This window comes from Pseudomonas sp. 43A, assembly GCF_013363935.1.
Classification (GTDB): Bacteria; Pseudomonadota; Gammaproteobacteria; order Pseudomonadales; family Pseudomonadaceae; genus Aquipseudomonas; species Aquipseudomonas crudilactis.
Genome location: NZ_CP054880.1, coordinates 2766282 through 2791839 on the forward strand (window position 1 = coordinate 2766282; position 25558 = coordinate 2791839).

General features: G+C 58.7%; 29 protein-coding genes and 1 pseudogene. 16 read left to right on the plus strand and 14 right to left on the minus strand.

The annotated features are described in order from the left end of the window. Positions 1-14: 14 nt before the first annotated feature. From HUW52_RS12330 to HUW52_RS12340, 3 genes are all read left to right on the plus strand, one after another. Positions 15-1229, plus strand: coding sequence for an MFS transporter (locus tag HUW52_RS12330; RefSeq protein WP_175553783.1), 1215 nt, complete (start codon positions 15-17; stop codon positions 1227-1229). A 233-nt stretch (positions 1230-1462) separates the two neighbouring features. Then, on the plus strand, positions 1463-2248 hold the full coding sequence (locus tag HUW52_RS12335) for a sulfite exporter TauE/SafE family protein (protein ID WP_034154648.1): 786 nt from the start codon (positions 1463-1465) through the stop codon (positions 2246-2248). 7 nt (positions 2249-2255) lie between these two features. After that, positions 2256-2582 (plus strand): hypothetical protein, encoded by a 327-nt coding sequence (locus tag HUW52_RS12340; protein ID WP_175553784.1) that lies wholly within the window; start codon positions 2256-2258, stop codon positions 2580-2582. A gap of 36 nt (positions 2583-2618) precedes the next feature. Here HUW52_RS12340 and HUW52_RS12345 read toward each other — a convergent pair whose 3' ends face one another. Then, positions 2619-3083 (minus strand): GNAT family N-acetyltransferase, encoded by a 465-nt coding sequence (locus HUW52_RS12345; protein ID WP_175553785.1) that lies wholly within the window; start codon positions 3081-3083, stop codon positions 2619-2621. Between the two features lie 208 nt (positions 3084-3291). On the opposite strand from HUW52_RS12345, the gene HUW52_RS12350 reads away from it, so the two are divergent. After that, complete coding sequence (locus HUW52_RS12350) at positions 3292-3855, plus strand: DUF4174 domain-containing protein (protein ID WP_175553786.1); 564 nt, start codon at positions 3292-3294, stop codon at positions 3853-3855. A gap of 178 nt (positions 3856-4033) precedes the next feature. Here the strand turns inward: HUW52_RS12350 and HUW52_RS12355 are convergent, their stop codons facing one another. Beyond that, positions 4034-5305, minus strand: coding sequence for an AAA family ATPase (locus HUW52_RS12355; protein ID WP_256668226.1), 1272 nt, complete (start codon positions 5303-5305; stop codon positions 4034-4036). A 376-nt stretch (positions 5306-5681) separates the two neighbouring features. Between HUW52_RS12355 and HUW52_RS12360 the strand changes: the two genes are divergently transcribed. Together HUW52_RS12360 and HUW52_RS12365 are read left to right on the plus strand one after the other, a co-directional pair. Continuing rightward, a complete protein-coding gene (locus HUW52_RS12360; protein WP_371929249.1) occupies positions 5682-5972 on the plus strand; it encodes a DUF6124 family protein in 291 nt (96 codons plus the stop codon). A gap of 16 nt (positions 5973-5988) precedes the next feature. Next, positions 5989-6255 (plus strand): hypothetical protein, encoded by a 267-nt coding sequence (locus tag HUW52_RS12365; RefSeq protein WP_175553787.1) that lies wholly within the window; start codon positions 5989-5991, stop codon positions 6253-6255. A 92-nt stretch (positions 6256-6347) separates the two neighbouring features. Here HUW52_RS12365 and ampC read toward each other — a convergent pair whose 3' ends face one another. After that, positions 6348-7514 carry a class C beta-lactamase gene (gene ampC, locus HUW52_RS12370; RefSeq protein ID WP_175553788.1) on the minus strand — a complete coding sequence of 389 codons (1167 nt, stop codon included), beginning with the start codon at positions 7512-7514 and terminating at the stop codon, positions 6348-6350. Positions 7515-7674: 160 nt separating this feature from the next. Here ampC and HUW52_RS12375 point away from each other — a divergent pair, with 160 nt between their 5' ends. Further along, complete coding sequence (locus tag HUW52_RS12375; protein ID WP_175553789.1) at positions 7675-8547, plus strand: LysR family transcriptional regulator; 873 nt, start codon at positions 7675-7677, stop codon at positions 8545-8547. Positions 8548-8671: 124 nt separating this feature from the next. On the opposite strand, the gene gudD is transcribed toward HUW52_RS12375, so the two are convergent. Both gudD and HUW52_RS12385 read right to left on the minus strand, forming a co-directional pair. Continuing rightward, entirely contained in the window at positions 8672-10015 is a 1344-nt protein-coding gene (gudD, locus tag HUW52_RS12380; protein WP_175553790.1) for a glucarate dehydratase, read from the minus strand. Between the two features lie 40 nt (positions 10016-10055). Continuing rightward, positions 10056-11402, minus strand: a complete 1347-nt coding sequence (locus tag HUW52_RS12385; protein ID WP_116030207.1) for an MFS transporter — start codon at positions 11400-11402, stop codon at positions 10056-10058. Between the two features lie 344 nt (positions 11403-11746). On the opposite strand from HUW52_RS12385, the gene HUW52_RS12390 reads away from it, so the two are divergent. Both HUW52_RS12390 and HUW52_RS12395 read left to right on the plus strand, forming a co-directional pair. Next, complete coding sequence (locus HUW52_RS12390) at positions 11747-12460, plus strand: FadR/GntR family transcriptional regulator (RefSeq protein ID WP_175553791.1); 714 nt, start codon at positions 11747-11749, stop codon at positions 12458-12460. Positions 12461-12552: 92 nt separating this feature from the next. Further along, entirely contained in the window at positions 12553-12786 is a 234-nt protein-coding gene (locus HUW52_RS12395; RefSeq protein WP_016984646.1) for a hypothetical protein, read from the plus strand. A gap of 126 nt (positions 12787-12912) precedes the next feature. Here the strand turns inward: HUW52_RS12395 and HUW52_RS12400 are convergent. Together HUW52_RS12400 and yegQ are read right to left on the minus strand one after the other, a co-directional pair. Then, positions 12913-13053: pseudogene (locus HUW52_RS12400) on the minus strand (EamA family transporter); the annotation flags it as partial. A gap of 144 nt (positions 13054-13197) precedes the next feature. Next, complete coding sequence (gene yegQ, locus HUW52_RS12405) at positions 13198-14619, minus strand: tRNA 5-hydroxyuridine modification protein YegQ (protein ID WP_175553792.1); 1422 nt, start codon at positions 14617-14619, stop codon at positions 13198-13200. Positions 14620-14774: 155 nt separating this feature from the next. Between yegQ and HUW52_RS12410 the strand changes: the two genes are divergently transcribed. Then, positions 14775-15836, plus strand: a complete 1062-nt coding sequence (locus HUW52_RS12410; protein ID WP_016984643.1) for an AI-2E family transporter — start codon at positions 14775-14777, stop codon at positions 15834-15836. Here HUW52_RS12410 and HUW52_RS12415 read toward each other — a convergent pair. The 3 genes from HUW52_RS12415 to HUW52_RS12425 form a co-directional block, all read right to left on the minus strand. Beyond that, positions 15833-16015: a hypothetical protein gene (locus tag HUW52_RS12415; protein WP_016984642.1), complete on the minus strand. Its 183-nt coding sequence runs from the start codon at positions 16013-16015 to the stop codon at positions 15833-15835. The two genes, HUW52_RS12410 and HUW52_RS12415, sit on opposite strands and share 4 nt — an antisense overlap. A 98-nt stretch (positions 16016-16113) precedes the next feature. Continuing rightward, complete coding sequence (locus tag HUW52_RS12420) at positions 16114-16308, minus strand: hypothetical protein (RefSeq protein WP_016984641.1); 195 nt, start codon at positions 16306-16308, stop codon at positions 16114-16116. 231 nt (positions 16309-16539) lie between these two features. After that, complete coding sequence (locus HUW52_RS12425) at positions 16540-16899, minus strand: hypothetical protein (RefSeq protein WP_007917357.1); 360 nt, start codon at positions 16897-16899, stop codon at positions 16540-16542. A 256-nt stretch (positions 16900-17155) separates the two neighbouring features. Here HUW52_RS12425 and HUW52_RS12430 point away from each other — a divergent pair, with 256 nt between their 5' ends. Further along, positions 17156-17974: a shikimate 5-dehydrogenase gene (locus HUW52_RS12430; protein ID WP_175553793.1), complete on the plus strand. Its 819-nt coding sequence runs from the start codon at positions 17156-17158 to the stop codon at positions 17972-17974. Between the two features lie 188 nt (positions 17975-18162). Further along, on the plus strand, positions 18163-18681 hold the full coding sequence (locus HUW52_RS12435; RefSeq protein WP_175553794.1) for a cupin domain-containing protein: 519 nt from the start codon (positions 18163-18165) through the stop codon (positions 18679-18681). Between the two features lie 135 nt (positions 18682-18816). Here HUW52_RS12435 and HUW52_RS12440 read toward each other — a convergent pair whose 3' ends face one another. Further along, positions 18817-19464: a YceH family protein gene (locus tag HUW52_RS12440; protein ID WP_108225592.1), complete on the minus strand. Its 648-nt coding sequence runs from the start codon at positions 19462-19464 to the stop codon at positions 18817-18819. Between the two features lie 125 nt (positions 19465-19589). Between HUW52_RS12440 and HUW52_RS12445 the strand changes: the two genes are divergently transcribed. Then, the gene (locus HUW52_RS12445; RefSeq protein ID WP_175553795.1) at positions 19590-20099 is read left to right on the plus strand and encodes a DUF1993 family protein; all 510 of its coding nucleotides are present in this window, start codon (positions 19590-19592) and stop codon (positions 20097-20099) included. Between the two features lie 242 nt (positions 20100-20341). Here HUW52_RS12445 and sstT read toward each other — a convergent pair whose 3' ends face one another. Next, positions 20342-21574 carry a serine/threonine transporter SstT gene (gene sstT / locus HUW52_RS12450; RefSeq protein WP_175553796.1) on the minus strand — a complete coding sequence of 411 codons (1233 nt, stop codon included), beginning with the start codon at positions 21572-21574 and terminating at the stop codon, positions 20342-20344. Positions 21575-21910: 336 nt separating this feature from the next. On the opposite strand from sstT, the gene HUW52_RS12455 reads away from it, so the two are divergent. After that, positions 21911-23074 (plus strand): MFS transporter, encoded by a 1164-nt coding sequence (locus HUW52_RS12455; protein ID WP_016986873.1) that lies wholly within the window; start codon positions 21911-21913, stop codon positions 23072-23074. Here HUW52_RS12455 and nhaR read toward each other — a convergent pair. After that, positions 23069-23968: a transcriptional activator NhaR gene (gene nhaR / locus HUW52_RS12460; protein ID WP_016986874.1), complete on the minus strand. Its 900-nt coding sequence runs from the start codon at positions 23966-23968 to the stop codon at positions 23069-23071. The genes HUW52_RS12455 and nhaR overlap by 6 nt on opposite strands. A gap of 133 nt (positions 23969-24101) precedes the next feature. Here nhaR and HUW52_RS12465 point away from each other — a divergent pair, with 133 nt between their 5' ends. Then, entirely contained in the window at positions 24102-24344 is a 243-nt protein-coding gene (locus tag HUW52_RS12465) for a hypothetical protein (RefSeq protein ID WP_175553797.1), read from the plus strand. 29 nt (positions 24345-24373) lie between these two features. Continuing rightward, a complete protein-coding gene (locus tag HUW52_RS12470; protein ID WP_016986876.1) occupies positions 24374-25123 on the plus strand; it encodes a TerC family protein in 750 nt (249 codons plus the stop codon). Positions 25124-25376: 253 nt separating this feature from the next. Here HUW52_RS12470 and HUW52_RS12475 read toward each other — a convergent pair whose 3' ends face one another. Continuing rightward, entirely contained in the window at positions 25377-25535 is a 159-nt protein-coding gene (locus HUW52_RS12475) for a hypothetical protein (RefSeq protein ID WP_175552660.1), read from the minus strand. Between the last annotated feature and the right edge of the window lie 23 nt (positions 25536-25558).

Genomic DNA, 25558 nt, shown 5'->3' on the forward strand with positions numbered 1-25558 from the left:
GAGCCGCACCCGTCATGACCGACCCCGCCAGCGCCGATTTCAGCCGCGTCGACCGCACCGCCCGTGCGGACAAATTGCCCTATGCCGCGTTGCTGGCGTTCGCCATGACCGGCTTCATCGCCATCCTCACCGAAACCCTGCCCGCCGGGCTGCTGCCGCAAATCGGCGCCGGGCTCAATGTCAGCGAGGTGCTCGCCGGGCAACTGGTGACGCTGTATGCGCTGGGTTCGATTGTCGCGGCGATTCCGTTGACCGTCGCCACGCGCGGCTGGCCTCGGCGGCGGGTGTTGCTGATGACGGTCGGCGGGTTTCTGCTATTCAACACGGTCACCACGTTTTCCAGCCATTACGGCTTGACCCTGGCTTCGCGCTTTCTCGCCGGGATGGCGGCGGGTTTGTCGTGGGGGATCATGGCCGGTTATGCACGCGGCATCGTGCCGGTGCATCAACAGGGGCGGGCGCTGGCGATTGCCATGCTCGGCACGCCGGTGGCGCTGTCGCTGGGCACACCGGCGGGGACGTGGCTGGGCAATCTGATCGGCTGGCGTGCGTCGTTCGGGATCATGTCGGCGTTGGCCCTGGTGTTGGCAGCGTGGATTGTTATCGCGGTGCCGGATCGTCCGGGGCAGGCCAGTGATGAGCGTCTGCCGTTGCTCGAATCAATGCGCCTGCCCGGCGTGCGGCCGGTGTTGTTCGTGGTGCTGACGTGGATGCTCGGGCACAACATTCTCTACACCTACATTGCACCGTTTCTGATGCAGGCTGGGCTGGCTGACCGGGTCGATTTGGTGCTGCTGGTGTTTGGCCTGTGTTCGCTGGTGGGGATCTGGATTATTGGCATGCTGGTGGATCGCTGGTTGCGCTGGTTGACGTTGATCAGCCTCGCGGTGTTCGCGCTGACGGCGCTGGTTCTAGCGTTGGCAGCGCCGTCGCCTCTGATCATCTATGCCTGCATGGCAGTGTGGGGATTGTCGTTTGGCGGCTCGGCCACGTTGCTGCTGACTTCGGCGGCGGACTCGGCAGGTGATCACGTCGACGTTGTGCAGGCGATGCTCACCACTTCCTGGAACGTGGCGATTGCCGGGGGCGGGTTGTTTGGTGGCTTGTTGCTCGATCGGGCCGGGGCGATGTCGTTTCCGTGGGCGTTGCTGATTTTGTCGCTGATTGCGTTGGCCACGGTGTGGATCAACAAAACCGACAGCTTCAAACCGGGCCGAAGGGTGCACTGAATCTGGAAACCACCGCTTCACCCTGTGGGAGCGAGCCTGCTCGCGAAGACGTTGTGTCAGTCGATAAATGTGTCGGATGACCCAGCGCATTCGCGAGCAAGCTCGCTCCCACAGGGGGATAATCGTGGTGAGTTCGATATGGCATAACGATAGACCGCATCGATATATGTGGTTATAAGAAAAATCGCTATGCTGCGGGCCAGATTTTTCCTGTCGTTTTTCTGGACGGTTTAATGGAATTGGCAAATTTCGGCCTGGTGATTGCCGGGCTGGTGGTGGGTTTTATTGTCGGCATGACCGGTGTCGGCGGTGGTTCGTTGATGACGCCGATCCTGCTGTGGTTCGGCATCAACCCGGCAACGGCAGTGGGCACTGACCTGCTGTATGCCGCCATTACCAAATCCAGCGGCGTCCTCGTTCATCGCAAAAACAAGAACATCGACTGGGCCATCACTGGCTGGCTAACCCTCGGCAGCGTGCCGGCGGTGGCGATGACCTTGTGGTTCCTCAGCACTCTGCACACCGCGCCGGACGCGATGAATGCCATCATCAAGCAAGCGCTGGGCTTCGTCCTGTTCGCCACGGCGCTGGCGATCTTCTTCAAGAAGCGCTTGCTCGACTTCGCCCACAAACGCGCGGGTGGCAACTACAACCCGAGTGGTTCACGGCTGAACGTAATGACTGTGATCACCGGTCTGATCCTCGGCACCATGGTCGCGCTGACCTCGATCGGTGCGGGCGCCCTCGGCACCGTCGCGCTGTTCATCCTCTACCCGCTGCTGCCGACGCGCCGTCTGGTCGGCACCGAAATCGCTCACGCCGTGCCGCTGACCCTGGTCGCCGGTCTGGGCCATGCGAGCATGGGCAACATGGATTGGGGCGTGCTGGGCTTCTTGCTGGTCGGCTCGCTGCCAGGCATCTGGCTCGGCAGCCACCTGACCGGACGCATCTCCGATGAAGTGCTGCGCCCGTGCCTGGCGACGATGCTGGTGCTGATCGGTTACAAACTGGCGTTCTGATCCGGCCATGAGTGAAACCACTGTCCATTGCGCGGGCCGTCTCGCCATCACCGTCGAACCGCGTGAGATGCGCATGAGCCATTGGCTGTACGCGCCGCGTGTGGTCGATCTGCAGCAGCAAAAAGTGCTGCTGGATCTGAGCGAGAGTCTGTGGGATTTGCTCGGTACCGCCGACGAGACGGCCAATGGCATTGAGCTGGTGCTGCGCAAGTACCCGGGCGATCGGGCGTCGGTGAGGTTGAGCGTTGAACTCGACAGCGATGAATTCAAACTTGGCGGGCAGTCAGTCGACCCTGCGCAATTGCTCTCGGCACTCGATTCAGCGCTGGAGTAAGGCGGCGCAGCCTGTTGCGAGCCGCCTCACGAAGGGTTAACGCTGAATGGCGTATTTCATCACCGTCACCGGCAAATCGTCGTAGACCAGTTCTTCAACCACTTCCCAGCCCAGCCGCGCATACAGCGACTGCGATGTGTCGGTGTACAGATACAACTCAGGCACACCGAGCGCCGCCGCTTCTTCAACCACTCGATTGACCAGTTGCGAGGCAATCCCGCGACCGCGCTCCTCAGCTTTCACATAAACCCCGGCCAGCCATGGCGTCAGGTTCGGGCGCAGCTTCAGATCGCTTTCGATCAGCAGCGCGCCGCCCAGCAAACGCGAACCATCCAGTGCCACCACCACACTGGGAATCGCCCCTCTGCCACAAGACGCGCGCATGTGTTCAATGCGGTCCTCGACGGTTTGCCCGGGACGAAACTCGCCCCATTCCTTGAAGTTGAGCGTGGCCAGTTCTTCGATCAATTCGGGGTGATCGCACAGGTAATCGATGTGCATGCGGGTGAACTCCATTTCATGGGCAGAACCGCCACCCTAATGCGGTCATAAAAGGTAATCAAATCCGCGTTGCGATCACCTCGGATATGTTGCGCAATGTCGCGCCTGTCCTAAGCTTCTGACTAGGCGGAAGATATTTGCCGGGTTGGCCCGGAACAATCGCCACGATGCGCAATCATTAGAGCGTGGATATCAAAAGGAGATGCGCATGCTCATCAGGTCATTGACCCTGACACTCTTGCTGGCGATTGCCGGCCCCTTGTTCGCCGCTGACAACGATTCGCCCATCGCCGGGGATATGGGCCGCGCCCGACCGCTGATCGTGATCGCACAAAGCACCGTTGACCCCGTGTGGGTAGCCCTGAAAAAGTCGCTAGAGGATCCCGCCAATAAAAAGGGCGTCGCCGACCGCAACATCAAGGTCTACACCATCCTCAACATGGCCGGCCAGCTTGACGGCAAGGACATGGGCCAGCAAGACACCATGGCGCTGCTGCGCTCGCTGAAGCTCGGTGCCGGGGCGTATCCGAAAGTTTTCCTGGTGGGCAAGGACGGCGAGACCAAGCTTTCGGCGTCGGGGGATGAAGCGAAGTCGGTGGATTTGAAGAAGATCTTTGACACTATCGATGCCATGCCGATGGCCGAGAAGGAAGCGGCCGCTGCGGCTCAGGCACCGGTCGCTGCTACGCCGGAACCGGCAAAAGGCGCGAAGAACGCTAAACCCGCCAAGCCTGCGAAACCAGCCAAGCCGCCGGAAATGCCGGATGACTGATCGCACAGTCACTGAATAAAACGCGTCCCCTGTAGAGGAGTGAGCCTGCTCGCGATAGTGGTGTATCAGTCACCATCAGCGTTGACTGATACACCGCTATCGCGAGCAGGCTCACTCCTACAATGTTTATTCCGTTGCCTGCAGATTTGCGGACACCGAAGCCCTCACAGCAACCTGTCTACCCACGGCTATCGCCCTCATCAAGCAGGTAAACCAGCACACCTTTGGTATCACCTATGACCAGTGGAGAATGCGTGGTCAACACGAACTGGCAATTGGGAAAGGTCGCGCTTAATTGCGCAATTAGACCGAGCTGCCATTGCCGATCCATGCGCAATTCCACCTCGTCGATCAGAACAATGCCATCGCCGTGCAGCGGGTTGTCCATCGACGGGTTCATCATCGCCAGACGCCTGGCCATGTCACCCACCCACGCAATCATCGACTTTTCGCCAAGCGAGAGCTGAGTGACACTCAATGTCGCGCCATGCTTGTCGATAGCCATATGCAAATGCGGTTTGCGTTGCACGCGCAGGTTAGTGAAATCCGGCATGAACGCGGTGAGGGCCGAACGAACGGCAGTCAATTGGCGATCGCGAGTGGAGGCTTTCACATTGGCCAGCGTTTTCCAGACGTCGCTGTCAGTGCCGAATTTTTCCGCCATTTCGGCCAGTGCGGTATCGGAAATCCCGTCTTCGTTTTCGCTGTCTTCGCGTTCGCGGAACCATTCGAAAAAACTGCCAAAATCGGCACCCCCGTGAAAACTGGTGTCGTAGCCGTCGAGTTGATCGAAGGCTTGTTTGCCGCTGATTTTCAGCGGGACTTCTACAATGCAACGTTCGGCCGGGTAATAAGCGATCAGCGGGAGTGAGGCACTATCGTCGGCGGTGAGTTGAGTGCGGTAGTGGTCTGCAAGCAGTCTGACTTCGTTCAAATATCCACGGCCCGAAACTGCACCTTCTTGGCGACTTCGGGCAGCGCCCCATACGAACAATTCGTTTTCGGAACCCGCACCACTCTCAGCTGCGCGCGGATGTGAAACGTCGGTGATGCCAATCGAGAGGACGGCTCCTGAAGCGCCGTTGCGAATATCTTCATCGACAAGGTATTTGCCATTGCCTTTATTGGAGCGAATTTTTGCGATCAGCCAGCTCAGACAAATATTCAGGGATTTCAGAATGGTGGTTTTTCCGCTGCCGTTGTTTCCCACCAGCACCGTGATGTTCGAACGGTGTGTCGGGGTAGGGGCAAACTGAATATCCATGTCGCCAAAGTGTCCGACATCCGCAAGCTTCATACTTTTGATTTCCATCACTGCGCCCTTCGAATGACTGTTTTTTTTGCCCGACGCCATCCTCGTCCAAAGATTGACTCGATGCAGTGTAGATACAACAAATTCATTCGCTAATCCAAAGTCGTTGCAGCATATGCCGGCGGAAATGTCTGACACAAAGCTCCTTCAGGGCCTGCGGATTTTTCCTGCAAGTCGCGGCGGCGGTGGTGAACTGGTGGGCTTTGCGGTGTAGGGATAGTCTTCTTTGGCCGCTGCAAAACACAGTGGCCGGACGTGGAAGTCCGGTTGTCGGTTACATCCATCAATGTCTCAAAAGCGCATGTCGACGTTATTTATGTCAACATCGCCGCGTTTTTGGCGGCTGTGCGCAGGGGCACTTTCGAGTGCGCCGGGTTTTGGTGGATTGGCCTGGTCTTCCACACCTGCGTACAGCTGCCACCCTCATGTGGAAGTGAGAAAGGTAGTTTTTCCTACAATTCACTACGGTACTTCATACATGAAAAAACCAACGCCAAACCCTCCCGAATCCCCCATGGATTCAGGATCCTTCGACGCCAACAACCCCCGCTTACGCAACCCGCATCACCCCGATCCCATCAGCCATCTCTTCACCATCCTCCCCGATATCGATACGCCCACTTTGCTCTGCCACGCTTGCGAAACCCTTGCTTCACTGAACGTCCTGACCACCGACCTGGCCGCAGAACTTCAAGGTTCACCGCGTAGCCTCGCCTTGTCGATTCAGCAGTTGGCCGTGCTCGGCGAGTTGCTGGTCAACCGTGCGCTGGACAATCTCGATCCACCGGCGGCGACGCAACATTGAACAGGGAGGTTCAAACATGACGCGATACATTCCGCTAACCGGGATCGACTGCAAGATTCCCGCTCTGCTGATCGACCGCGAAGCACCGGTGGATGTGCTGCATGGCACGGCGGCTTATCGTTTGCGCTGTGTGACGCAACTGATGGAGACGCTGGCGCTGGTTGACGGCAAGGGCCACGATGCTTTGCTGCTGCAGGATTTCGCCCGGGTGATGGCGATTCCGTTGCGTGACAGTTGCGACTTGATGGATGTCATCGGCTGGAAGTTGCAGGCACAGCTTTAAAGACAAAAGATCGCAGCCTGCGACAGCTCCTGCATTGACCGAGTGAAAACCCGATCCTGTAGGAGCTGCCGCAGGCTGCGATCTTTTGATTTTCAGTCAGCGACAGCGCTGAGGATTTTGTGGGCGATCTTCACTCGCTCAGGAATCGGAAAGTTCTTGTTGGCCATGATCACGATGCCAACGTCCTTGCTGGGCACAAACGCCACGTAAGTCCCAAAACCACCGGTAGAGCCGGTCTTGTTGATCAACACGTCATGCGGCTGCGGTTGCGGCGGGTTCAGCCACTGCACCTTGTGCGCCTGCATGGCCATTTCCGTCGAGTTGCCAGCCAGTAAACGGTCGAGGCTGATCGGGTAGCGATACATTTCCCAACCCAAACCTTGAGTCATATCGCCGACCGTGTAGTACCCGGTGTGGGTGTTGGCGATGGTTTTTTGCAGGGACGCTTCCAGCGTTTCGGGTTTCAGGTTGGCCTGCACGTAACGCAGCATGTCCACCGCGCTGGTTTTCACGCCGTAGGCCTGCGAATCCAGGGCGCCGGGGGTGACGCGCACCGGTTTGTCGTTCTTGTCGTAACCCTGCGCATACAGGTCCATTTGCGCGGCAGGCACGCTGAGGTAGGTGTGCTGCAAACCGAGTTTCGGCAGCAGGGTTTGGGTCATCGCCTGATCAAACGGCTGGCCGAGGCTTTTCGCCGCCAGATAACCGAACAATCCAAGGCTTGGATTTGAATACTGGCGATGGCTGCCTGCCGGATAAACCGGTTTCCACTGTTGGAAATAGCCGAGCATCTTGTCAGACGAATCCCATTGCGCCGGGAATTGCAGCGGCAAACCACCGGCGCTGTAGGTGCCCAGTTGCAACACGCTGATGTTGTCGAACGCGCTGCCTTTCAGTTCAGGCCAGAGCTGGCTGGCTTTGGTCGACAGGTCGAGTTTGCCAGTGGCCTGGGCGTAACCGGCGAGGGTGGCGGCGAAGGTTTTGCTCACCGAGCCGATTTCGAACAAGGTGTTTTCGCTGACTTTCTGCCCGGTATCTTTTGCTGCAACCCCGTAGTTAAAGTAATGCGGCTGGCCATTAATGGTCAGCGCCACGGTCAGCCCGGGAATGTTCTGTTGTTGCATTACCGGCGTCACCGTGTCGTTGACCAGCGCTTGCAACTGCGCGTCGGTGGGCGTGGCGGCCATGCAGGCCGAGGCGCCGAAAAATAGGCCGAAAGCGGCGCAGGAAATGACTTTTTTTGAATGAATGGATGGCATGAATGAACCACTCTCCATGAGTGTTGATGACGTTATCCCGCTACACTGCGGGCGATTTCTTCGTTGGGCAACTGATCAGCGCCGCCAATCTAGTCAGCGCGCGACCAATCGACAAACGACGAAAACTCGCACGAGCCATTAGAAAAATTTGGGACTTGGCATGATTCGACCGCAATTGCCGCTCAACGCACTGCGCGCCTTCGAAGCATCGGCGCGTCATTTGAGCTTCACCCGCGCCGCCGTGGAACTGTGCGTCACGCAAGCGGCGGTCAGCCATCAGGTCAAAAGCCTTGAGGTGCAACTCAACGTAACCCTGTTCAAACGCCTGCCCCGTGGGCTGATGCTGACCAGCGAAGGGGAAACCTTGCTGCCGGTACTGAGCACGTCGTTCGATCACATCGCGCAGATTCTTGAACGCCTCGCTGGCGGACAGTACCGCGAAATGCTGACCGTTGGCGCGGTCGGTACGTTCGCCGTGGGTTGGCTGTTGCCGCGGCTGGCGGAGTTCCGGGCGAAACATCCGCTCATAGATTTGCGGCTGTCGACCAACAACAATCGCGTGGATGTCGCCGCTGAAGGTTTGGATTACGCCATTCGCTTCGGTGCCGGGGCGTGGCATGGCATCGAGGCGACGCGTTTGCTCGATGCGCCGCTGTCGGTGTTGTGCGTGCCGGAGATCGCTCGGCAATTGCAATCGCCGGGGGATTTGCTGCAACAGACGCTGCTGCGTTCCTATCGCACCGATGAATGGCCGGAATGGTTTCAGGCGGCCGGTTTGGCGACCCAGGCTGCTCCGCCGCAGAGCATCGTGTTCGATTCGTCGCTGGCGATGATGGAAGCGGCGTTGCAGGGCAGTGGTGTGGCGTTGGCGCCACCAATGATGTTCGCCCGGCAACTGGCGGCGGAGGCGATTTGTCAGCCGTTTGCGATTGAGATTACGACGGGGAGTTACTGGTTGACGCGGTTGCAGTCGCGCCCTGAAACAGCGGCGATGACAGCGTTCAAGGAGTGGCTGTTACAGGCTTCCGTCTAGCGTAAACCCTGTGGGAGCGAGCTTGCTCGCGAAAGGGGCAGGTCAGTCAACATTACTGTTTATGACACACCGCATTCGCGAGCAAGCTCGCTCCCACAGGGGCAGTGGTGGATTGGAGATCAGGTTAGCGCACCAGACACGGCCGCTTGTTATCGAATTTCCACCCCGGAATCAGAAACTGCATCGCCACGCTGTCGTCCCGCGCGCCGAGGCCCATGCCTTTATATAGCTCATTAGCCTTGGCCACCTGATCCATATCCAGCTCGACACCCAGTCCCGGTTTCTTCGGCACTTGCACCAGACCGTCGACAATTTGCAGCGGCGCCTTGGTCAACCGTTGGCCGTCCTGCCAGATCCAGTGGGTGTCGATCGCGGTGATCTCGCCCGGTGCAGCAGCGGCGACATGGGTGAACATCGCCAGCGAAATATCAAAGTGGTTGTTGGAATGCGATCCCCAGGTCAGACCCCATTCATGGCACATCTGCGCCACACGCACCGAACCCTGCATCGTCCAGAAATGCGGGTCGGCCAGTGGAATGTCCACCGACTGCAACTGGATCGCATGACCCATTTCACGCCAGTCAGTGGCGATCATGTTGGTGGCGGTTTTCAGCCCGGTGGCGCGGCGGAATTCGGCCATGACTTCGCGGCCCGAATAACCGTTTTCCGCACCGCACGGGTCTTCGGCATAGGCGAGCACTTGATGCTGATCGCGGCACAGGCGAATGGCTTCTTTCAGTGACCACGCGCCGTTCGGATCGAGGGTAATCCGCGCCTCGGGGAAACGTTCGGCGAGCGCCGTCACCGCTTCGATTTCGGCATCGCCACTGAGCACGCCGCCCTTGAGTTTGAAGTCCTTGAAACCGTATTTCGCGTGGGCCGCTTCGGCGAGGCGCACCACGGCTTCGGCAGTCATGGCCTTCTCGTGACGCACGCGGAACCAGTCGTTGTCGGCGTCCGGTTCGCTGCGGTAGGCGAGGTCGGTTTCGCGCTGATCACCGACGTAAAACAGATAACCGAGCATCTTCACTTCGTCGCGTTGCTGACCTTCGCCAAGCAGTGCTGCCACCGGTACATCGAGATGCTGACCGAGCAGATCGAGCAGCGCCGCTTCGAGGCCGGTGACCGCGTGGATGGTGATGCGCAGATCGAATGTCTGCAGCCCACGGCCGCCGGCATCGCGGTCAGCGAAGGTCTGGCGCACTTGATTGAGGATTTTCTGATACGTGCCGATCGGGCTGCCGATTACCAGGCTGCGCGCGTCTTCCAGGGTCTGGCGAATGCGCTCGCCACCGGGCACTTCACCGACGCCGGTGTGGCCGGCGTTGTCCTTGAGAATAACGATGTTACGAGTGAAAAACGGCCCATGGGCGCCGCTCAGATTGAGCAGCATGCCGTCGTGGCCGGCCACCGGGATGACTTGCATGTCAGTGATGATCGGGGCTTTAGCGATGTCGTGTGCAGTCATGGCTTTTATCCTTCTTATTCGCAATCTTTAAAAATGGACGTCAGGCGTGCTTTGGCGCGGCATCGGCCACGGCGATATCAGCAGCAGGTTTCGGTGTGGTGCGCGCGAAGAAGACGATGATCGCGGCAATGATCGAGGTCGCGGCCAAACCATAGAGGCCGCCCTGAATCGAGCCGGTGTGTTCTTCGAGCAGACCGAACGTAGTCGGCGCGACGAAGCCGCCGAGGTTGCCCACCGAGTTGATCAGCGCGATCACCGCCGCCGCGATGCGGGCATCCAGATACGCCTGCGGAATCGGCCAGAACAGCGACGAAGCGGATTTGAAGCCCAGCGCGGCAAAGCAGATCGCAACGAAGGCGAAGATCGGCCCGCCGGTGGTGGACATGAACATTCCCGCAGCGGCGATCAACAGTGCGGTGGCGACCCACGCCTGTTGGTGTTTCCACTTGGCCGAGAACGAGGCAAAGGCGTACATGCCGATGATCGACAGCAACCATGGGATCGAGTTGAACAGGCCGACCTGGAAGTCGCTCATCTCGCCCATTTTCTTGATGATGCTCGGCAGCCAGAAGGTTGCCGCGTAGATCGTCAATTGAATGAAGAAGTAGATCAGGCAGAACAGGATGATCTGGCGATCCTTGAGCAATTTGCCCATGGATGGCCGGATCGGTGTCGCGGCTTCGCGGGCTTTCTGTTCAGCGTCGATGGCGTTGACCAGTGCGTCCTGTTCGGCGCGGCTCAGCCATTTCGCGTCGTGGGGTTTGGCGTCGAGCCAGAACCAGACGAACACGCACAGGCACACCGAGAACATCCCTTCAATGAAGTACATCCATTGCCAGCCGTGCATGCCCAGCCCGTTGATTTGCAGAAGCAGACCCGACAGCGGACCGGAGATCAGCGAGGCCACGGCCGAGCCGCTGAGGAAGATCGCAATCGCCTTGCCGCGTTCGGCGCCGGGCAGCCAACGGGTGAAGTAGTAGATCACCCCGGGAAAGAATCCGGCCTCGGCCACGCCGAGCAGAAAGCGCAGCACATAGAAGTGGGTTTCGTTCTGGATGAACGCCATGCCGGCGGCGACCAGGCCCCAGGTGAACATGATGCGAGTCAGCCAGATACGTGCGCCGACTTTCTGCAGCAGCATGTTGGAGGGCACTTCGAACAGTGCGTAACCGATGAAGAACAGACCGGCGCCGAAGCCGTAAGCGGCGGCACCAATGCCCAAGTCATGTTCCATGTGGGTGCGGACGAAACCGATGTTCACCCGGTCAATGTAATTGACGATGAACATGATCACGAAAAGCGGCAGGACGTGGCGTTTCACTTTCGAGATGGCCGAGGCGAGTGTCGAATCGACACCCTCGTTCATCCCGGAGACGGAGGTTTTCACTTGTTTTTCTCCCACTGATTATTTTTATGCGGGGTAGGGCAGGTGCTGCGTTGTTGATAGACATCATACAACTGAGAATTTTTGTCCTACAAGTAGGGAGGGCCGATTAATTTTATCTGGAAGGCTGGTTTCTTATGCTTTTTCGTATTTTTACCTAGCGTTTATTGAGTGTTGTGCTTTGAGGTGCGCGATAAATTCCTGCGTCTGCGCACGAGCGGTCTTCAAGGAGTCCTGGTTTTTTCCAATTTATTTGAATGTTGTCATACAAGTTAGGCGCTAGAATCACTCCCGTCAGCCAGCTTCTCAATGCTACGATCGGCAAGCCCCGATCACCGGAACCGACCATGCAAGAAGACCTCGACGCTCCCGCTCGCAAACGTGCGCACAACCTCGCCCATGATCTGGTGGATAAACTCACCCAGAGCATCCTGCTCGGCCACCTGTCACCGGGTGACAAGCTGCCGTCGGAGAATTCCATCGTTCAGGAACACGGCGTCAGCCGCACCGTGGTGCGCGAGGCGATTTCCAAATTGCAGGCTTCGGGACTGGTCGAGACGCGGCACGGCATCGGCACGTTCGTCATCGAGCGTGCGCCGGAGCAGGGCTTGCGCCTGAATGTCGATACCGCGCTGGGCGTGCGCAGCATTCTTGAATTGCGTCTGGGCCTGGAAACCCAGGCAGCGGCACTGGCGGCGCAACGGCGCAGCGAACAGCAATTGCTGCAAATGCGTCAGGCGCTGGATGACTATCAGCGGTTACTGGACAACAACGACAGTTGCGTCGAGGCCGATCGACGTTTTCATCTGCTGATCGCCGAGGCGACCGGCAACGTCTGCTTCAGTGAAATCATGCAGCACTTGGGCAGTGCGATGATTCCGCGCAACCGGCTCAACGCCGCCGAGCGCGGTGCGGCGGATCTGAGCAAGCTCGGGCAACTGGCCCATCTGGAACATGAGGCGATCCTGAATGCGATCAAGCGTCAGGATGCCGATGCCGCGCGGGCAGCGATGTGGCTGCATCTGACCAATAGCCGCGACCGCTTTTCCGCGCAGGGTTGAACGCCGTTGGTCTGTTCAATAGCACGCGGTACGCAGCGCTGATTCCAAGTTGTACGGCCCGGGTATTCCGGACCTCCTGAGTGAGGTGCGTCATGGCTAACGATTTGCTGTTTCAGGGTGGTGTGCTGCCCACCGATCCAACCCGGCCGCTGCCCGGTACCGATGAGCCAACACTGGCCGATCATGATTCCCCGATGGGGATGCCCCCGGGGCGCGACCCGCTGAGCGATGCCGATCGGCCAGAGGACTGGAAGGATCCGACGGCGGACGATGAGGATGTGCCGCCGGCGGATGAGCCGACGCCGCTGTCCGATGATCGGCGCTGAATTCTGGTTGTTGCGCTGGATTTACCGGCCCCTTCGCGAGCAAGCTCGCTCCCACATTGGAACGCATTTTCCTGTGGGAGCGAGCTTGCTCGCGAAGACTGTATCAGGCGCAGAAACGATTTCAGATCAGACCCCGGCAGCCCGAACATCGCCAACCCGCCGCTCCAGATTCAACGCCAACACACTGATCACCACCACCACCGATCCCGCCAGCACCATCAGTGTCGGCCGCTCCGCCAGCCCGACCGAAGCAATCCCCATCGCCGTCGCCGCTGACCCTCACCCCAGCCCTCTCCCGAAGGGAGAGGGGGCCGACCGAGGTGTCTCGGGTTATACGCCGACCTGAAACACCGTGTTGAATATAGATTCAACCAATTCCAGTGTGCTTGATCGGAACAGTCGATTATGGATTCACTGCCATGCTTTCAGGTCGGTGGATTTCTCCAATATCCCCCAATCAGTCCCCTCTCCCTCTGGGAGAGGGCTAGGGTGAGGGGCTTTTTCACGCAGCCCGATATCCCGCATCAACAACCCAAACCGCAAATCCACCCCTTCCGGAATCGGCACATAAACCGTATGCCCATCCCCCGGCGCCACTTTGATCGCCTCACCCTTAAGGCTCTGCAATTCACGTAAATCAAAATGAAAATTGCCCTCGGGCGTCATCAATTCCAGATGATCACCAAGACCAAAACGGTTCTTCACCTTGATCTCGGCCAGGCCCTCACGCCGCTCACCAGTCAGCTCACCCACGAACTGCTGGCGCTCCGACACCGAACTACCGTGCTGATAATTCTGATACTCGTCATGCACATGCCGGCGCAGAAAACCTTCGGTGTAGCCGCGCTGGGCCAGTGACTCCAGATCCGTCATCAGGTTGCGATCAAACTCACGCCCGGCCACCGCATCATCAATCGCCCGGCGATAAACCTGAGTGGTACGCGCGCAATAGAAGTGCGATTTGGTCCGACCCTCAATTTTCAATGAATGCACACCCATACGCGTCAGACGCTCGACATGGTGCACCGCGCGCAGGTCCTTGGCGTTCATGATGTAGGTGCCGTGCTCGTCCTCGAAAGCAGGCATCAATTCGTCGGGACGGTTGGCTTCCTGTAACAGGAACACCTGATCGGTGGGCGCGCCGAGGCCCAGGGTCGGCTCGGGCTGAAAGGTCTGGACGATTTCGCCGAGCTGGTTTTCCGTGGCCTCTTGCGCCGAGTATTTCCAGCGACAGGCGTTGGTGCAGCTGCCCTGATTGGCATCGCGCTTGTTCATGTAACCCGACAGCAGGCAGCGCCCGGAGTAGGCCATGCACAGCGCGCCGTGGACGAACACTTCCAGCTCCATGCCGGGCACCTGTTCGCGGATTTCGCCTATTTCTTCCAGCGACAATTCCCGCGACAGGATGATCCGGCTCAGCCCCTGTTGCTGCCAGAACTCGACACTCGCCCAGTTCACCGTGTTGGCCTGCACCGACAGGTGAATCGGCATCTGCGGGAAATGGCGACGCACCAGCATGATCAGCCCGGGGTCGGACATGATCAGTGCATCCGGCGCCATCTCGATCACCGGCGCCAGATCCTTGAGGAAGGTCTTCAGCTTGGCGTTGTGCGGCGCGATGTTGACCACCACGTAGAAGCGCTTGCCCTGCGCCTGGGCCTCACGAATCCCCAGCGCCAGGTTGGCGTGATCGAACTCGTTGTTGCGCACCCGCAGGCTATAACGCGGCTGGCCGGCATAGACTGCATCGGCACCGTAGGCGAAGGCGTAGCGCATGTTTTTCAGGGTGCCGGCGGGAGCGAGCAGTTCGGGGGCGGCGAGGATCGAGGTCATGGCGGTGTCGGTCGCAAAAGCGCGGCAGGGTAAGTCAGATGCGGCGAGGGTTTGTTGATCTGGATCTATGCTCCATGAATAAAGATGGCACTCGTGCACGCCGCGGCTGACTAAGGAGCGGGGCGTGCATGACGCCTGACTGACATGGATCGGACATGAACGAAAAAAGCCTTCAATTCAAATCCCTCACCGTGCTGCTGTTGCTGGTCACGGTGGCGTTTATCTGGATCCTCTTGCCGTTCTACGGCGCGGTATTCTGGGCGGTGATTCTCGGCATTGTGTTTGCGCCGATGCAACGCCGGCTGCAGGCGAAATTCGGCTGGCAGCGCAACCTGACGTCGCTGTGTACCTTGTCGATCTGCCTGGTGATCGCGATTCTGCCGGTGATCATCCTCAGCGTGCTGCTGGTGCAGGAAGGCGCGGCGGTCTACAAGAACATCGAAAGCGGCGAGCTGGACATTGCTGCGTATCTGGCGCAATTCAAGCACAGCCTGCCGCCGTACTTTCAGCACTTGCTCGACCGTTTCGGCATGGGCGAACTCAATGGCCTGCGCGAGAAAATCGTCAAATCGGCGATGCAGGGCAGTCAGGTGCTGGCCAGCCAGGCGTTCAGCTTTGGCCAGGGTACGTTCGAGTTCGTGGTGAGTTTTTTCATCATGCTGTACTTGCTGTTTTTCTTCCTGCGCGACGGCGCCGAACTGGCGCGCAAGGTGCGCACCTCCGTACCGCTGGAGGAGAATCACAAGCGCCGCTTGCAGTTGAAGTTCAACCGCGTGGTGCGCGCAACGGTCAAGGGCAATCTGGTGGTTGCGGTGACGCAAGGTGCATTGGGCGGGGCAATTTTCTGGTTTCTCGATATCCCCAGCGCGTTGCTGTGGGCGGTGTTGATGGCGTTTCTGTCGTTGCTGCCAGCGGTCGGCGCGGGGATTGTCTGGGCGCCGGTGGCGGTATATTTCCTGCTCAGCGGGATGATCTGGCAGGGCGTGGTGCTGGGCTTGTTCGGGGTGTTTGTGATCGGTTTGGTGGACAACGTGCTGCGGCCGATTCTGGTGGGCAAGGACACCAAAATGCCCGACTACATGATTCTGATCTCGACCCTTGGCGGTCTGGCGGTGTTTGGCCTCAACGGCTTCGTGATCGGGCCGCTGATCGCGGCGTTGTTCATGTCGAGCTGGGCGCTGTTCGCCGAGACCAAGCCCAAGGTGCAATTGCCTTAGGCGTGAAACGGCTGGCTGACGATCTTTTGCGACAGTGCCTGCGCAGCGGGCAGCGAAGTGAGCGGGCCGCTGATGGCTTCGCCGTCGCGCATCAGATACCAGCAGGCGAGCAAGCCCGAGGCTCTGAGCGAGGCGGGAACGGCGCTGCCGATAACGGACATGATTTGAACCTGAGCCATGACGGGTACCTCCATCTATCAATGGAGCTACCTTAGAGATTCGCCGCTTCTACGGACAATCAACGCTTTCGATAGTGGTCATTGATGCCATTGAGGCTTCAGTCGACCACTTGATCAAGCATGTGCATGACTTCGCGTTCGTTGAGCAAACCTTTGTGCACCAGATTCTCCGCCAGCAGCGAAAGAAACTTGGCGCAGCGGTGGCCTTCCAGGTGCTTGAGTTCGGTCAGCGCGCTGTACACCTTGCTGGAGGTGCACAGGCCGACGATGCGGTGCGGGTTTTGTGTTGGCATACAGTCGTCCTTGTTGTTATCAACCTGTTGTTTACGGACGGATTCAGATTGCGGTTCCGTCATGACAAATAAGTGACCGTTTTGTGGAAATCTACATAACGGTCGAGTCAATCATGCCGACTTTAGCCGGTGAAACTGTCCTCACAGCGACCTTGGCGAGATTTTTTCAGACGCTGGCCGACCAACGGTCATAAAAAAGCCCCGCTATAAAAGCGGGGCTTTGCGTTCCGGTTACCAGCGTGGACCGCCGTAGTAGCCATGTGGCCGGCCGTAATAACCGCGAGGCGGGCCGTAGTAGACGGGGGCCTGTTGAATGTATACCGGTTGTTGCACATACACCGGCGCCGGCTGGTAGTAGACCGGTGGTGGCGGCTGCTGCACGTAGACCGGTTGCGGTTGAACATAAACCGGCTGTTGTTGCACATACACCGGCCGATCCTGGTTGATCAGTGCCGAGCCGATGATGGCCGAGCCGACGATCGCGCCAAACACCGCAGGGCCTTGCCAGCCGTGGCCACCACCGGCTTCTGCCTGACCTGTGACCGCAAGTGCGCCAATCAACAAGGCCAGAATGGGGAGTTTACGAATCATGATAATTCCTCGGTTCTTCGACCCGGCGGCAGGGCCTGCACCAGGCCCACAGTTGTCGCGGGGATACTTCTAAGACAGCGAAATTCTGAAAATCAGCACAGCCGCTGGGTAAATTTTGTGTAAGGTCTGTACCGGCTTCTTTACCGGGCCGTGCAAGGGCCACAGAACCCGTTTAAAACAGGCCTCTATGATCGTTCAGAACCCGATGGGCTGGCTAATCCCGTCTATCCGAAAGTGCGTTTGAAGGAGAAGTTTCATGCAGATGAACCCGAACAAAGACACCCAGCTGTGCATGTCCCTGTCAGGACGTCCAGGCAATTTCGGTCTGCGTTTTCATAACCATTTGTATGAGCAACTTGGTCTGAATTTCTACTACAAGGCATTCAGCAGTAAAGACCTGACCGGTGCTGTCGGCGGCATTCGCGCCTTGGGCATCCGTGGTTGCGGCGTTTCGATGCCGTTCAAGGAAGCGTGCATTGCGCTGGTCGATGAACTGGATGCGTCGGCAGCGGCGATCCAGTCGATCAATACCATCGTCAACACCGACGGTCATCTCAAGGCTTACAACACCGATTACATTGCCATCGAACAGTTGCTGAAAACCCACGCGGTGCCCAAGGATTCAACGTTCGCCCTGCGTGGCAGCGGCGGCATGGCCAAAGCGGTGGCCAGTGCCTTGCGTGATGGCGGTTACCAAAACGGTTTGATTGTCGCCCGCAACGAGCGCGCCGGGCGTGCGTTAGCGGATTCGCTGGGTTATCGCTGGCAGGCGGAACTGGGCGAGGAGCGCTCGCAGATGCTGATCAACGTGACGCCGGTGGGCATGGACGGCGGGCCGGAGGCGGGGCAGCTGGCGTTTGAGCCTCAAGTTATTGCTGCGGCTGAGACGGTGTTTGATGTGGTGGCGATTCCGTCGGAGACACCGTTGATCGTGCGAGGTCGGGCCGAGGGCAAGCGGGTGATTACCGGGCTTGAGGTGATAGCGATTCAGGCGCTGGAGCAGTTTGTCCTGTACACCGGCGTGCGCCCGAATGAAGAGCAGTTTGCGGCGGCGGTGGCGTTTGCCCGGAGCTGATTCTTTGGTTTTGTGTTGATCTGGCGGACCTCTTCGCGAGCAAGCTCGCTCCCACATTGGAATGCGTTCCCCTGTGGGAGCGAGCTTGCTCGCGAAGGCCGCGACTCGGTTTCAAACTTCGATTGCCTATACTGCCTCCCCAGCAAGCACAGACTTGCCCACCACAAAAACCGTGACCGAGGCTCCCCATGCACCCACCCATTCTCAACCTGCATCAGGTCGAACTCGAACCCCTGCCCGAAGCCCTGGCCCCGGAAGGCGAAACCGCCGGGCGCTATCAGCAGCGCATGGCCCGTGTCGGTCAGCGATTGGGGTCGCAAAAACTCGGTTATCGCCTGTACGCGCTGCCACCGGGCATGCGCGGCAGCCCGTTTCACAGTCATCGGGTCAACGAAGAAATGTTCTACGTGGTGGCCGGGGAGGGCGAGGTGCGTCTTGGCGCCGAGCGTTTTCCGATTCGCGAGGGTGACGTGATCGCTTGCCCGCCGGGTGGGCCGGAGCAGGCGCATCAGATCATCAACACCAGTCAGGCCGAACTGCGTTATCTGGCGGTGAGTACCCAGCAACAGCCGGAAATCTGCGAATACCCGGATTCGAACAAATATGCGGTGATGGATAATTTTCAGGTGGATGCTGAGGGCAATGCCTCAGGCTTTGTCGCCGTGGCGCGGCAGGCGGATGGTGTGGATTACTGGGATGGTGAATAACCCCAGGATCTGAAACCTGATGAATAACCCCTGTGGGAGCGAGCTTGCTCGCGAATAGGCCGTGTCAGTTACATCATCGTTGAATGACACACCGCATTCGCGAGCAAGCTCGCTCCCACAATAAAACGGTGGTAGTTATTCCAAGCGGGCCAGACGTTCTTCCAGTGCGGCGATCCGCGCCTCCAGCTCTTCGATGCGCTCGACTGACACGCCGCTGCTTGCGCCGCGATCCAACGGATTCTGCCGCGCCGCCATGATCGCCTCGATATCCGCCGGATCACCCAAGGCATGGGTGTAACGATCTTCGCGCTGCCCGGCCTGACGGGGAATCAACACGGCCAAACCCCGCGCGATCAAGCGCTCAAGCTGATGTACCACCTGCTCGGTGTCTTCAAATTCATGCATGCGCCCACTGCGGGTCAGCAGTTCATTGACGGTTTGCGGACCACGCAGAAACATCAATCCGCTGAGAATCACCTGCGCCGGCACCAGTTCCAGTGCCTTGTCGACCTTGTGCTCCCAGCGGTCGGCGCGACTGCCCATCACCAGTTTGGCGAAACCGCGACCTTCCAGCGCACGCAAACTCTGCCCGACCTGGCCCTGAGTCAGGTTCATCACCGGTTCGCGGCTGGTTTTTTGATTGCACGCCGTGACCAGCGCATTAAGGGTCAGCGGATAGGTTTCCGGACTGGTTGCCTGTTTCTCGATCAACGAGCCGAGGATGCGGATTTCCGTGGCATTGAGCCGTGGCTCGTCGAAGGTGGATTCTGGTTCAGTGGTCATCGCGCGTTCCCTTTGCAGTCGAAGGCGCCTAGCCTAATCCTTGCCAAACAAAAGGCAAGCCGTGTGGTCATCAAGCATGGCTATAATCGCCTCCTTGTTCCACCCAGCCACCACACGAGACTGCCATGACCATTTCCCTATACGCCGCATCCGTCCCGGTTTTTCAACAAATGCTCAACGCTTTGAGCGATGTGCTGAAAAAGGCTGAAGCCCACGCCACCGAGAAAAACATCGACCCGAACGCGTTCCTGCAGGCCCGTCTGTACCCGGACATGTTCCCGCTGACCCGCCAGGTGCAGATCGCCGTGGACTTCGCCAAAGGCGTATCCTCGCGTCTGGCTGAAGTCGAAGTGCCGAAGTACGACGATACCGAAACCACCTTCGCCGAACTGCAAGCCTTGATCACCAAGGTGTTGGCTTACATCGGCGAGATCAAGCCAGAGCAGATCGATGGCAAGGAAGGCATCGAAATCGTAACCCGTCCGGGCACGCCGAAAGAGAAGCGCTTCAGCGGTCAGTCGTACTTGCTGACTTATGGCTTGCCGCAGTTTTTCTTCCACGTCACTACCACCTATGCGCTGCTGCGTCATAACGGCGTGGAAGTGGGCAAACGTGATTACATGGGCGCGTTCTAAACCGCCAGAAGCCCCTCACCCTAGCCCTCTCCCGGAGGGAGAGGGGACTGATCGCGTTGTTGGTTCGAGATACGCCGACCTGATCTATCAAGTCGAACTCAGGTTTTGAACAACACTCGGTCTGCCCCCTTTCCCCCTCGCCCCCCTTGGGGGGAGAGGGTTGGGGTGAGGGGGAAAAGATCTCAGCCACAAAAAAGCCCGCCCGGGTTCACACCTCGGCGGGCTTTTCATTGCCGCAATTGTTACGCAGTGCGCTGGGCTTTCGCTTCTTCACCCAGACACGCCGCAGCGGTAAACAGCACATCAGTCGACGAGTTCAGCGCCGTCTCTGCCGAATCCTGCAACACACCAATAATGAAACCGACCGCCACCACCTGCATGGCAATTTCGCTCGGAATGCCAAACAGGCTGCACGCCAACGGAATCAACAGCAACGAACCACCGGCCACACCCGAAGCGCCACAGGCACAAATCGCGGCGACAACACTCAGCAGAATCGCCGTCGGAATGTCCACGGCGATGCCCAATGTATGCACGGCCGCCAGCGTCAACACAGTAATGGTGATCGCCGCACCGGCCATGTTGATGGTCGCGCCCAGTGGGATCGACACCGAATAGGTGTCTTCATGCAGACCCAGACGTTTGCTCAACTCCAGATTCACCGGAATGTTCGCCGCCGAGCTGCGGGTGAAGAAGGCGGTGATACCGCTTTCACGCAGGCACTTGAGGGTCAGCGGGTAAGGGTTGCGACGCAGCTTCCAGAACACGATCAGCGGGTTCATCACCAGCGCCACGAACAGCATGCAACCGAGCAGCACGGCCAGCAGGTGCGCATAACCGACCAGCGCGCCGAAGCCAGAGGTGGCGAGCGTCGAAGCGACCAGACCGAAAATGCCTAGCGGGGCGAAGCGAATCACTACGCGCACGATCACCGTCACGCCGTTGGACAGATCGCCCAGCACTTCGCGGGTGGTGTCGCCGGCATGGCGAATCGCGATGCCCATGCCGATCGCCCAGGCCAGAATGCCGATGAAGTTGGCGTTCATCAGGGCGCTGACCGGGTTGTCCACCACGCTCAACAGCAGGCTTTGCAACACTTCGCCAATGCCGCCCGGCGCGGTCACCGCAACGTTTTCAGTGGACAGCACCAGATGCGACGGGAACGCCATGCTCGCAACCACGGCCACCACTGCTGCGGCGAAGGTGCCCAGCAGATAGAGGAACAAAATCGGGCGGATGTGGGTTTCCTGACCGTGTTTGTGGTTGGCAATCGACGCCATCACGAGGACGAACACCAGAATCGGTGCCACGGCTTTCAACGCCGAAACGAACACCTTGCCGATGAATGCTGTGGACTTCGCGGCTTCCGGGGCAAACATCGCCAGGGCGATACCGGCGATCAGGCCGATCACGATCTGCGTGACCAGGCTGAGGTTTTTCAAACGTTGCAATAGAGAAGGGGATGAAGCAGTCATAGCGGCATCTCTGATTTTTTATAGGGTGCAAGGTTGCGTAGAGCGATGGCAAAACAGCGGCAGACCACCACCACGAACCGAAAGTGTTGACGCGACATCAACGCCAATAAACCGGTCGTTGAACAGGCTGTACGTTTTTCAGGGCGCGGACTTTATCACAGCGTAGGCCTTATCCTTCAGGCATGTGACGATCTGCCACCGGATCAGTCAACCAGATAGACAGGTTTGTGCAAGTCAGTCCGGACACACTCTGTTAAGATTGCGCATCCTTATTTTCAAACTCTGCCAGCGGGCCTCCGGGTCAACGCTGGTGTCGTCGTTTTGCTGGAGTTGCGCATGCTGTTGCCCATTCTTCTGTTGTCCGCTGCCGGATTCACGGTGCTGACCACGGAATTCGTTATCGTCGGCCTGTTGCCGGCGATTGCCCGAGACCTCGCAGTCACCATCCCGCAGGCTGGGTTGCTGGTGACGCTATTCGCTTTTACCGTGGCGATGTTCGGGCCTTTCCTGACCGCCTATTTCGCCCGGTTCGAGCGGCGCAAGCTGTTTATCAGCATCCTGATCATGTTCGGTCTGGCCAATACCGTGGCGGCGCTGGCGCCGAACATCTGGGTGATGGCAATTGCCAGGTTGATCCCTGCGCTGGGTCTGCCGGTGTTCTGGGCCTTGGCCAGTGAGACCGCCGTGGACATCGTCGGCCCGGATTTCGCCGGTCGGGCGATCGCCAAGATCGGCTTCGGCATTGTCTGCGCCACGGTGTTCGGCATCCCGGTCGGCACGCTGATTTCCGATGCGTTCGGCTGGCGCAGTGCCTTTGGCATTCTGGCGGTCATCGCTTTTGCCAAAGCCTTGCTGCTGTTTGTTTATCTGCCGAAAACCAGTCTGCATCAGCATCAGGTCAGCTTCCGCTCGCAGTTCAAGATCCTGCGTAGCCCGTTGATGATCGGCCATATCGTCCTGTCGATTCTGGTGTTCAGCGGCATGTTTACCGCTTACACCTATCTGGCCGACATTCTTGAGCGCCTTGCCGGCTTCAACGGCACCGTCGTCGGTTGGTGCCTGATGGCCTTCGGCGCGGTCGGGCTGATTGGCAACTCGCTGGGCGGTCGTGCGGTCGATCGCCATCCGCTGGGGGCATCGGTGTTGTTCTGTGCGTTCATGATTTCCGGCATGGTCTCGCTGGTGCCGAACATTCACTCGCCGCTGGGGCTGGCGGTGGCGATGGGAATCTGGGGCATCACCCAGGCTGCATTGTTCCTGGTCAGTCATGTGCGCCTGATGAAAGCCGCGCCAGAAGCGCCAGCCTTTGCCGCTTCGTTGAACATCGCCGGGGCCAATCTGGGCATCGGTCTGGGCGCTATCGTCGGAGGCCGGGTCATCGACAGCGCGGGTCTGGGCTTCCTTGGCTTTGCCGCCGCCGGTTTCATCTTGCTCTCAGTGTTCCTCGCCATGGTGCTGATGACACTCAAGCCGCGCGAAATGTGCGCCGAGGCCTCATAACGCCGTGAACAGCTCGCGTCGGGCACCTTCGGTAATCGCAACGATACCGGGGTGCTTGACCTTGCGTTCCACCGAAATGGCATAGAACGACTCGGTCACCGCGTCGGTCTGGCCTATCAGTTCGACGCCGTACTGGCGCTTCACTTCATCGGCAATCACGCTCGGGCCGATAAAAATTCCGCTGCCGGATTGGCCAAACGCCTGCATCAAGGCACTGTCATCAAACTCGCCGACGATTTGCGGCTGGATCTGCTGCTCGGCAAACCAGCGCTGCAAGCGGCTGCGCACTACGGTTTCCGCGCCGGGAATCAGCAGTGGCGCGCCGTGCAGGCTGCGCGGGAAATCCTGACCGTACCTGGCCGCCAATTCAGCAGTGGCAAAGAAGCTGATCCCGCATTCACCGAGTTTCTGGCTGTAGCCCTTGATGTCGAGGTGCGAGGGCATCGGGCTGTCGGAGATCACCAGGTCCAGGCGCTGGATCGCCAGATCGGCGAGCAAGCGTTCGAGTTTGTCTTCGCGGCAGGTGATGCGCAGCGGTTCGTTCAGCTCCATGGTCGGTGCGATCAGGCGATAGACGATGGACTTCGGCACCACATCTGCCACCCCTACACGGAACAGGATCTGCTGTTCATTGGGTTGTGCGCGCAGCATCAGTTCCAGTTCGCCACCGAGCTGGAACATCTGCTCGGCGTAGGGCAGGGCTTGTCGCCCGGCTTCGGTGAGTTCCAGCTGTCGGCCGACTCTGCGAAACAGTTCGATGCCATAAGTCTGTTCGAGCAGGGAAATCTGCCCGCTGATGGTTTGCGGGGTCAGGTTCAGTTGCTCGCAGGCGCGCACGATGCTGCCGGTCTTGGCTACAACCCAGAAGTAATGCAGTTGTCGGTAGTTGAGCATGGCGATCTACAGTTCGTGAAAACCGAAGTATAGCCGCTAAAAATACGAATTTTCCTGAAGTGTTCATCTCCCTAGAATGCCCAGCCATCGACGGCCGGTCTGTGAGCCTGTCTGTTCATTCGAAGGAAACCTTATGAAATACACAATCCCAGCTTTGATGTTTGCGTCTTTACTGCTTATGGCCGGTTGCGATCAGGCCGAGAAAAGCGCCCAGCAACTGATGGGCAAGGCTGCCGAAAGCGCCAAGCAAGCGATCGACGACACCCACAAAGCCGCCGAACAAGCGCTGAGTGATGCCACCGGCGGCTTGATCGAGAAAAAAGAAACACCGGAAAAAGACGCGGAACAATCCGAATCTTCCTCCAAGACCATCTAATTCGTCTTACACAGAGTCAGGACTGACCCATGGAATATCTGTTACAGCTCGCCGCCAGCCCCACCGCCTGGGTTGCTTTGGCCACATTGGTGGTGATGGAAATCGTGCTCGGCATCGATAACCTGATCTTTATTTCGATCCTGACCAACAAATTGCCCAAGCAGTACCAGCAGAAAGCACGCCGTATCGGTATCGGCATGGCGTTGATCCTGCGTCTGGCGCTGTTGAGCACCATCGCCTTCATCGTGCAGTTGACCGCGCCTGTTATCGAAATTCTGGGTCAGGCTTTCTCGTGGAAGGACATGATCCTGATCGCCGGTGGTCTGTTCCTGGTCTGGAAAGCCACGACCGAGATCCACCACAGCATGGACCCGGCGCCGGAAGATCCAAAGTCGGCGACCTCGACGGTTACTCTGGGTTTCGCTGCCGCTATTGGCCAGATCCTGATGCTCGACATGGTGTTCTCGATCGACAGCATCATTACCGCCGTCGGCATGACTGAACACTTGCCGATCATGATCATCGCGGTGGTGGTGTCGGTGCTGGTGATGCTGTTTGCCGCTGAACCGCTGGCCAAATTCATCAACGACAACCCGACGGTGGTGATGCTGGCCCTGGGCTTCCTGATCATGATCGGTATGACCTTGATCGCCGAAGGCTTCGGCGCCCACGTACCGAAAGGTTATGTGTATGCGGCGATGGCGTTCTCCGCTTCGATTGAAGTGCTGAACATGATGTCGCGTCGGGCGAAGCAGAAGAAGCTGGCTGAGCAGGTGTAACCGCCAGTAAGCCAAAAAGGCCGCTTGAACTGAGTTCAGGCGGCCTTTTTTCATTTCGGGTTTTCTATATCCGGTAAAACCAGCCCCTCACCCCAGCCCTCTCCCGAGGGAGAGGGAGCCGATCGGTGCGGTTCTCAAACCTGAGTTCGGCTCGTTATTTCAGGTCGACGTAACTCGAGAAAACAACTCGATCAGTCCCCTCTCCCTCCGGGAGAGGGCTAGGGTGAGGGGCTTTTCGCTTTGACGTTAATCCTCAATGCGCGGCGGCGTGTCGTACCCGGTGCTTCTCGGCTTTCTCAACCGCAACAGGCTGAACCGGATGGTGATGGTGGCGCCGCGAAACCCGCAGCACGCCCCACAACATGGCGGCAGCCACGGCCAGCCAGCCGGCAATCAACATTACGATAGTCATGGTCAGGCTCATCAGTGCCTCCT

What these genes read in the sequence shown, in the direction of transcription:
- HUW52_RS12330 (WP_175553783.1), top strand. Translation starts at nt 15, where the DNA reads ATGACCGACCCCGCCAGCGCCGATTTCAGCCGCGTCGACCGCACCGCC.
- HUW52_RS12335 (WP_034154648.1), top strand. Translation starts at nt 1,463, where the DNA reads ATGGAATTGGCAAATTTCGGCCTGGTGATTGCCGGGCTGGTGGTGGGT.
- HUW52_RS12340 (WP_175553784.1), top strand. Translation starts at nt 2,256, where the DNA reads ATGAGTGAAACCACTGTCCATTGCGCGGGCCGTCTCGCCATCACCGTC.
- HUW52_RS12345 (WP_175553785.1), bottom strand. Translation starts at nt 3,083, where the DNA reads ATGCACATCGATTACCTGTGCGATCACCCCGAATTGATCGAAGAACTG.
- HUW52_RS12350 (WP_175553786.1), top strand. Translation starts at nt 3,292, where the DNA reads ATGCTCATCAGGTCATTGACCCTGACACTCTTGCTGGCGATTGCCGGC.
- HUW52_RS12360 (WP_371929249.1), top strand. Translation starts at nt 5,682, where the DNA reads ATGGATTCAGGATCCTTCGACGCCAACAACCCCCGCTTACGCAACCCG.
- HUW52_RS12365 (WP_175553787.1), top strand. Translation starts at nt 5,989, where the DNA reads ATGACGCGATACATTCCGCTAACCGGGATCGACTGCAAGATTCCCGCT.
- ampC (WP_175553788.1), bottom strand. Translation starts at nt 7,514, where the DNA reads ATGCCATCCATTCATTCAAAAAAAGTCATTTCCTGCGCCGCTTTCGGC.
- HUW52_RS12375 (WP_175553789.1), top strand. Translation starts at nt 7,675, where the DNA reads ATGATTCGACCGCAATTGCCGCTCAACGCACTGCGCGCCTTCGAAGCA.
- gudD (WP_175553790.1), bottom strand. Translation starts at nt 10,015, where the DNA reads ATGACTGCACACGACATCGCTAAAGCCCCGATCATCACTGACATGCAA.
- HUW52_RS12390 (WP_175553791.1), top strand. Translation starts at nt 11,747, where the DNA reads ATGCAAGAAGACCTCGACGCTCCCGCTCGCAAACGTGCGCACAACCTC.
- HUW52_RS12395 (WP_016984646.1), top strand. Translation starts at nt 12,553, where the DNA reads ATGGCTAACGATTTGCTGTTTCAGGGTGGTGTGCTGCCCACCGATCCA.
- yegQ (WP_175553792.1), bottom strand. Translation starts at nt 14,619, where the DNA reads ATGACCTCGATCCTCGCCGCCCCCGAACTGCTCGCTCCCGCCGGCACC.
- HUW52_RS12410 (WP_016984643.1), top strand. Translation starts at nt 14,775, where the DNA reads ATGAACGAAAAAAGCCTTCAATTCAAATCCCTCACCGTGCTGCTGTTG.
- HUW52_RS12415 (WP_016984642.1), bottom strand. Translation starts at nt 16,015, where the DNA reads ATGGCTCAGGTTCAAATCATGTCCGTTATCGGCAGCGCCGTTCCCGCC.
- HUW52_RS12420 (WP_016984641.1), bottom strand. Translation starts at nt 16,308, where the DNA reads ATGCCAACACAAAACCCGCACCGCATCGTCGGCCTGTGCACCTCCAGC.
- HUW52_RS12425 (WP_007917357.1), bottom strand. Translation starts at nt 16,899, where the DNA reads ATGATTCGTAAACTCCCCATTCTGGCCTTGTTGATTGGCGCACTTGCG.
- HUW52_RS12430 (WP_175553793.1), top strand. Translation starts at nt 17,156, where the DNA reads ATGCAGATGAACCCGAACAAAGACACCCAGCTGTGCATGTCCCTGTCA.
- HUW52_RS12435 (WP_175553794.1), top strand. Translation starts at nt 18,163, where the DNA reads ATGCACCCACCCATTCTCAACCTGCATCAGGTCGAACTCGAACCCCTG.
- HUW52_RS12440 (WP_108225592.1), bottom strand. Translation starts at nt 19,464, where the DNA reads ATGACCACTGAACCAGAATCCACCTTCGACGAGCCACGGCTCAATGCC.
- HUW52_RS12445 (WP_175553795.1), top strand. Translation starts at nt 19,590, where the DNA reads ATGACCATTTCCCTATACGCCGCATCCGTCCCGGTTTTTCAACAAATG.
- sstT (WP_175553796.1), bottom strand. Translation starts at nt 21,574, where the DNA reads ATGACTGCTTCATCCCCTTCTCTATTGCAACGTTTGAAAAACCTCAGC.
- HUW52_RS12455 (WP_016986873.1), top strand. Translation starts at nt 21,911, where the DNA reads ATGCTGTTGCCCATTCTTCTGTTGTCCGCTGCCGGATTCACGGTGCTG.
- nhaR (WP_016986874.1), bottom strand. Translation starts at nt 23,968, where the DNA reads ATGCTCAACTACCGACAACTGCATTACTTCTGGGTTGTAGCCAAGACC.
- HUW52_RS12465 (WP_175553797.1), top strand. Translation starts at nt 24,102, where the DNA reads ATGAAATACACAATCCCAGCTTTGATGTTTGCGTCTTTACTGCTTATG.
- HUW52_RS12470 (WP_016986876.1), top strand. Translation starts at nt 24,374, where the DNA reads ATGGAATATCTGTTACAGCTCGCCGCCAGCCCCACCGCCTGGGTTGCT.
- HUW52_RS12475 (WP_175552660.1), bottom strand. Translation starts at nt 25,535, where the DNA reads ATGACTATCGTAATGTTGATTGCCGGCTGGCTGGCCGTGGCTGCCGCC.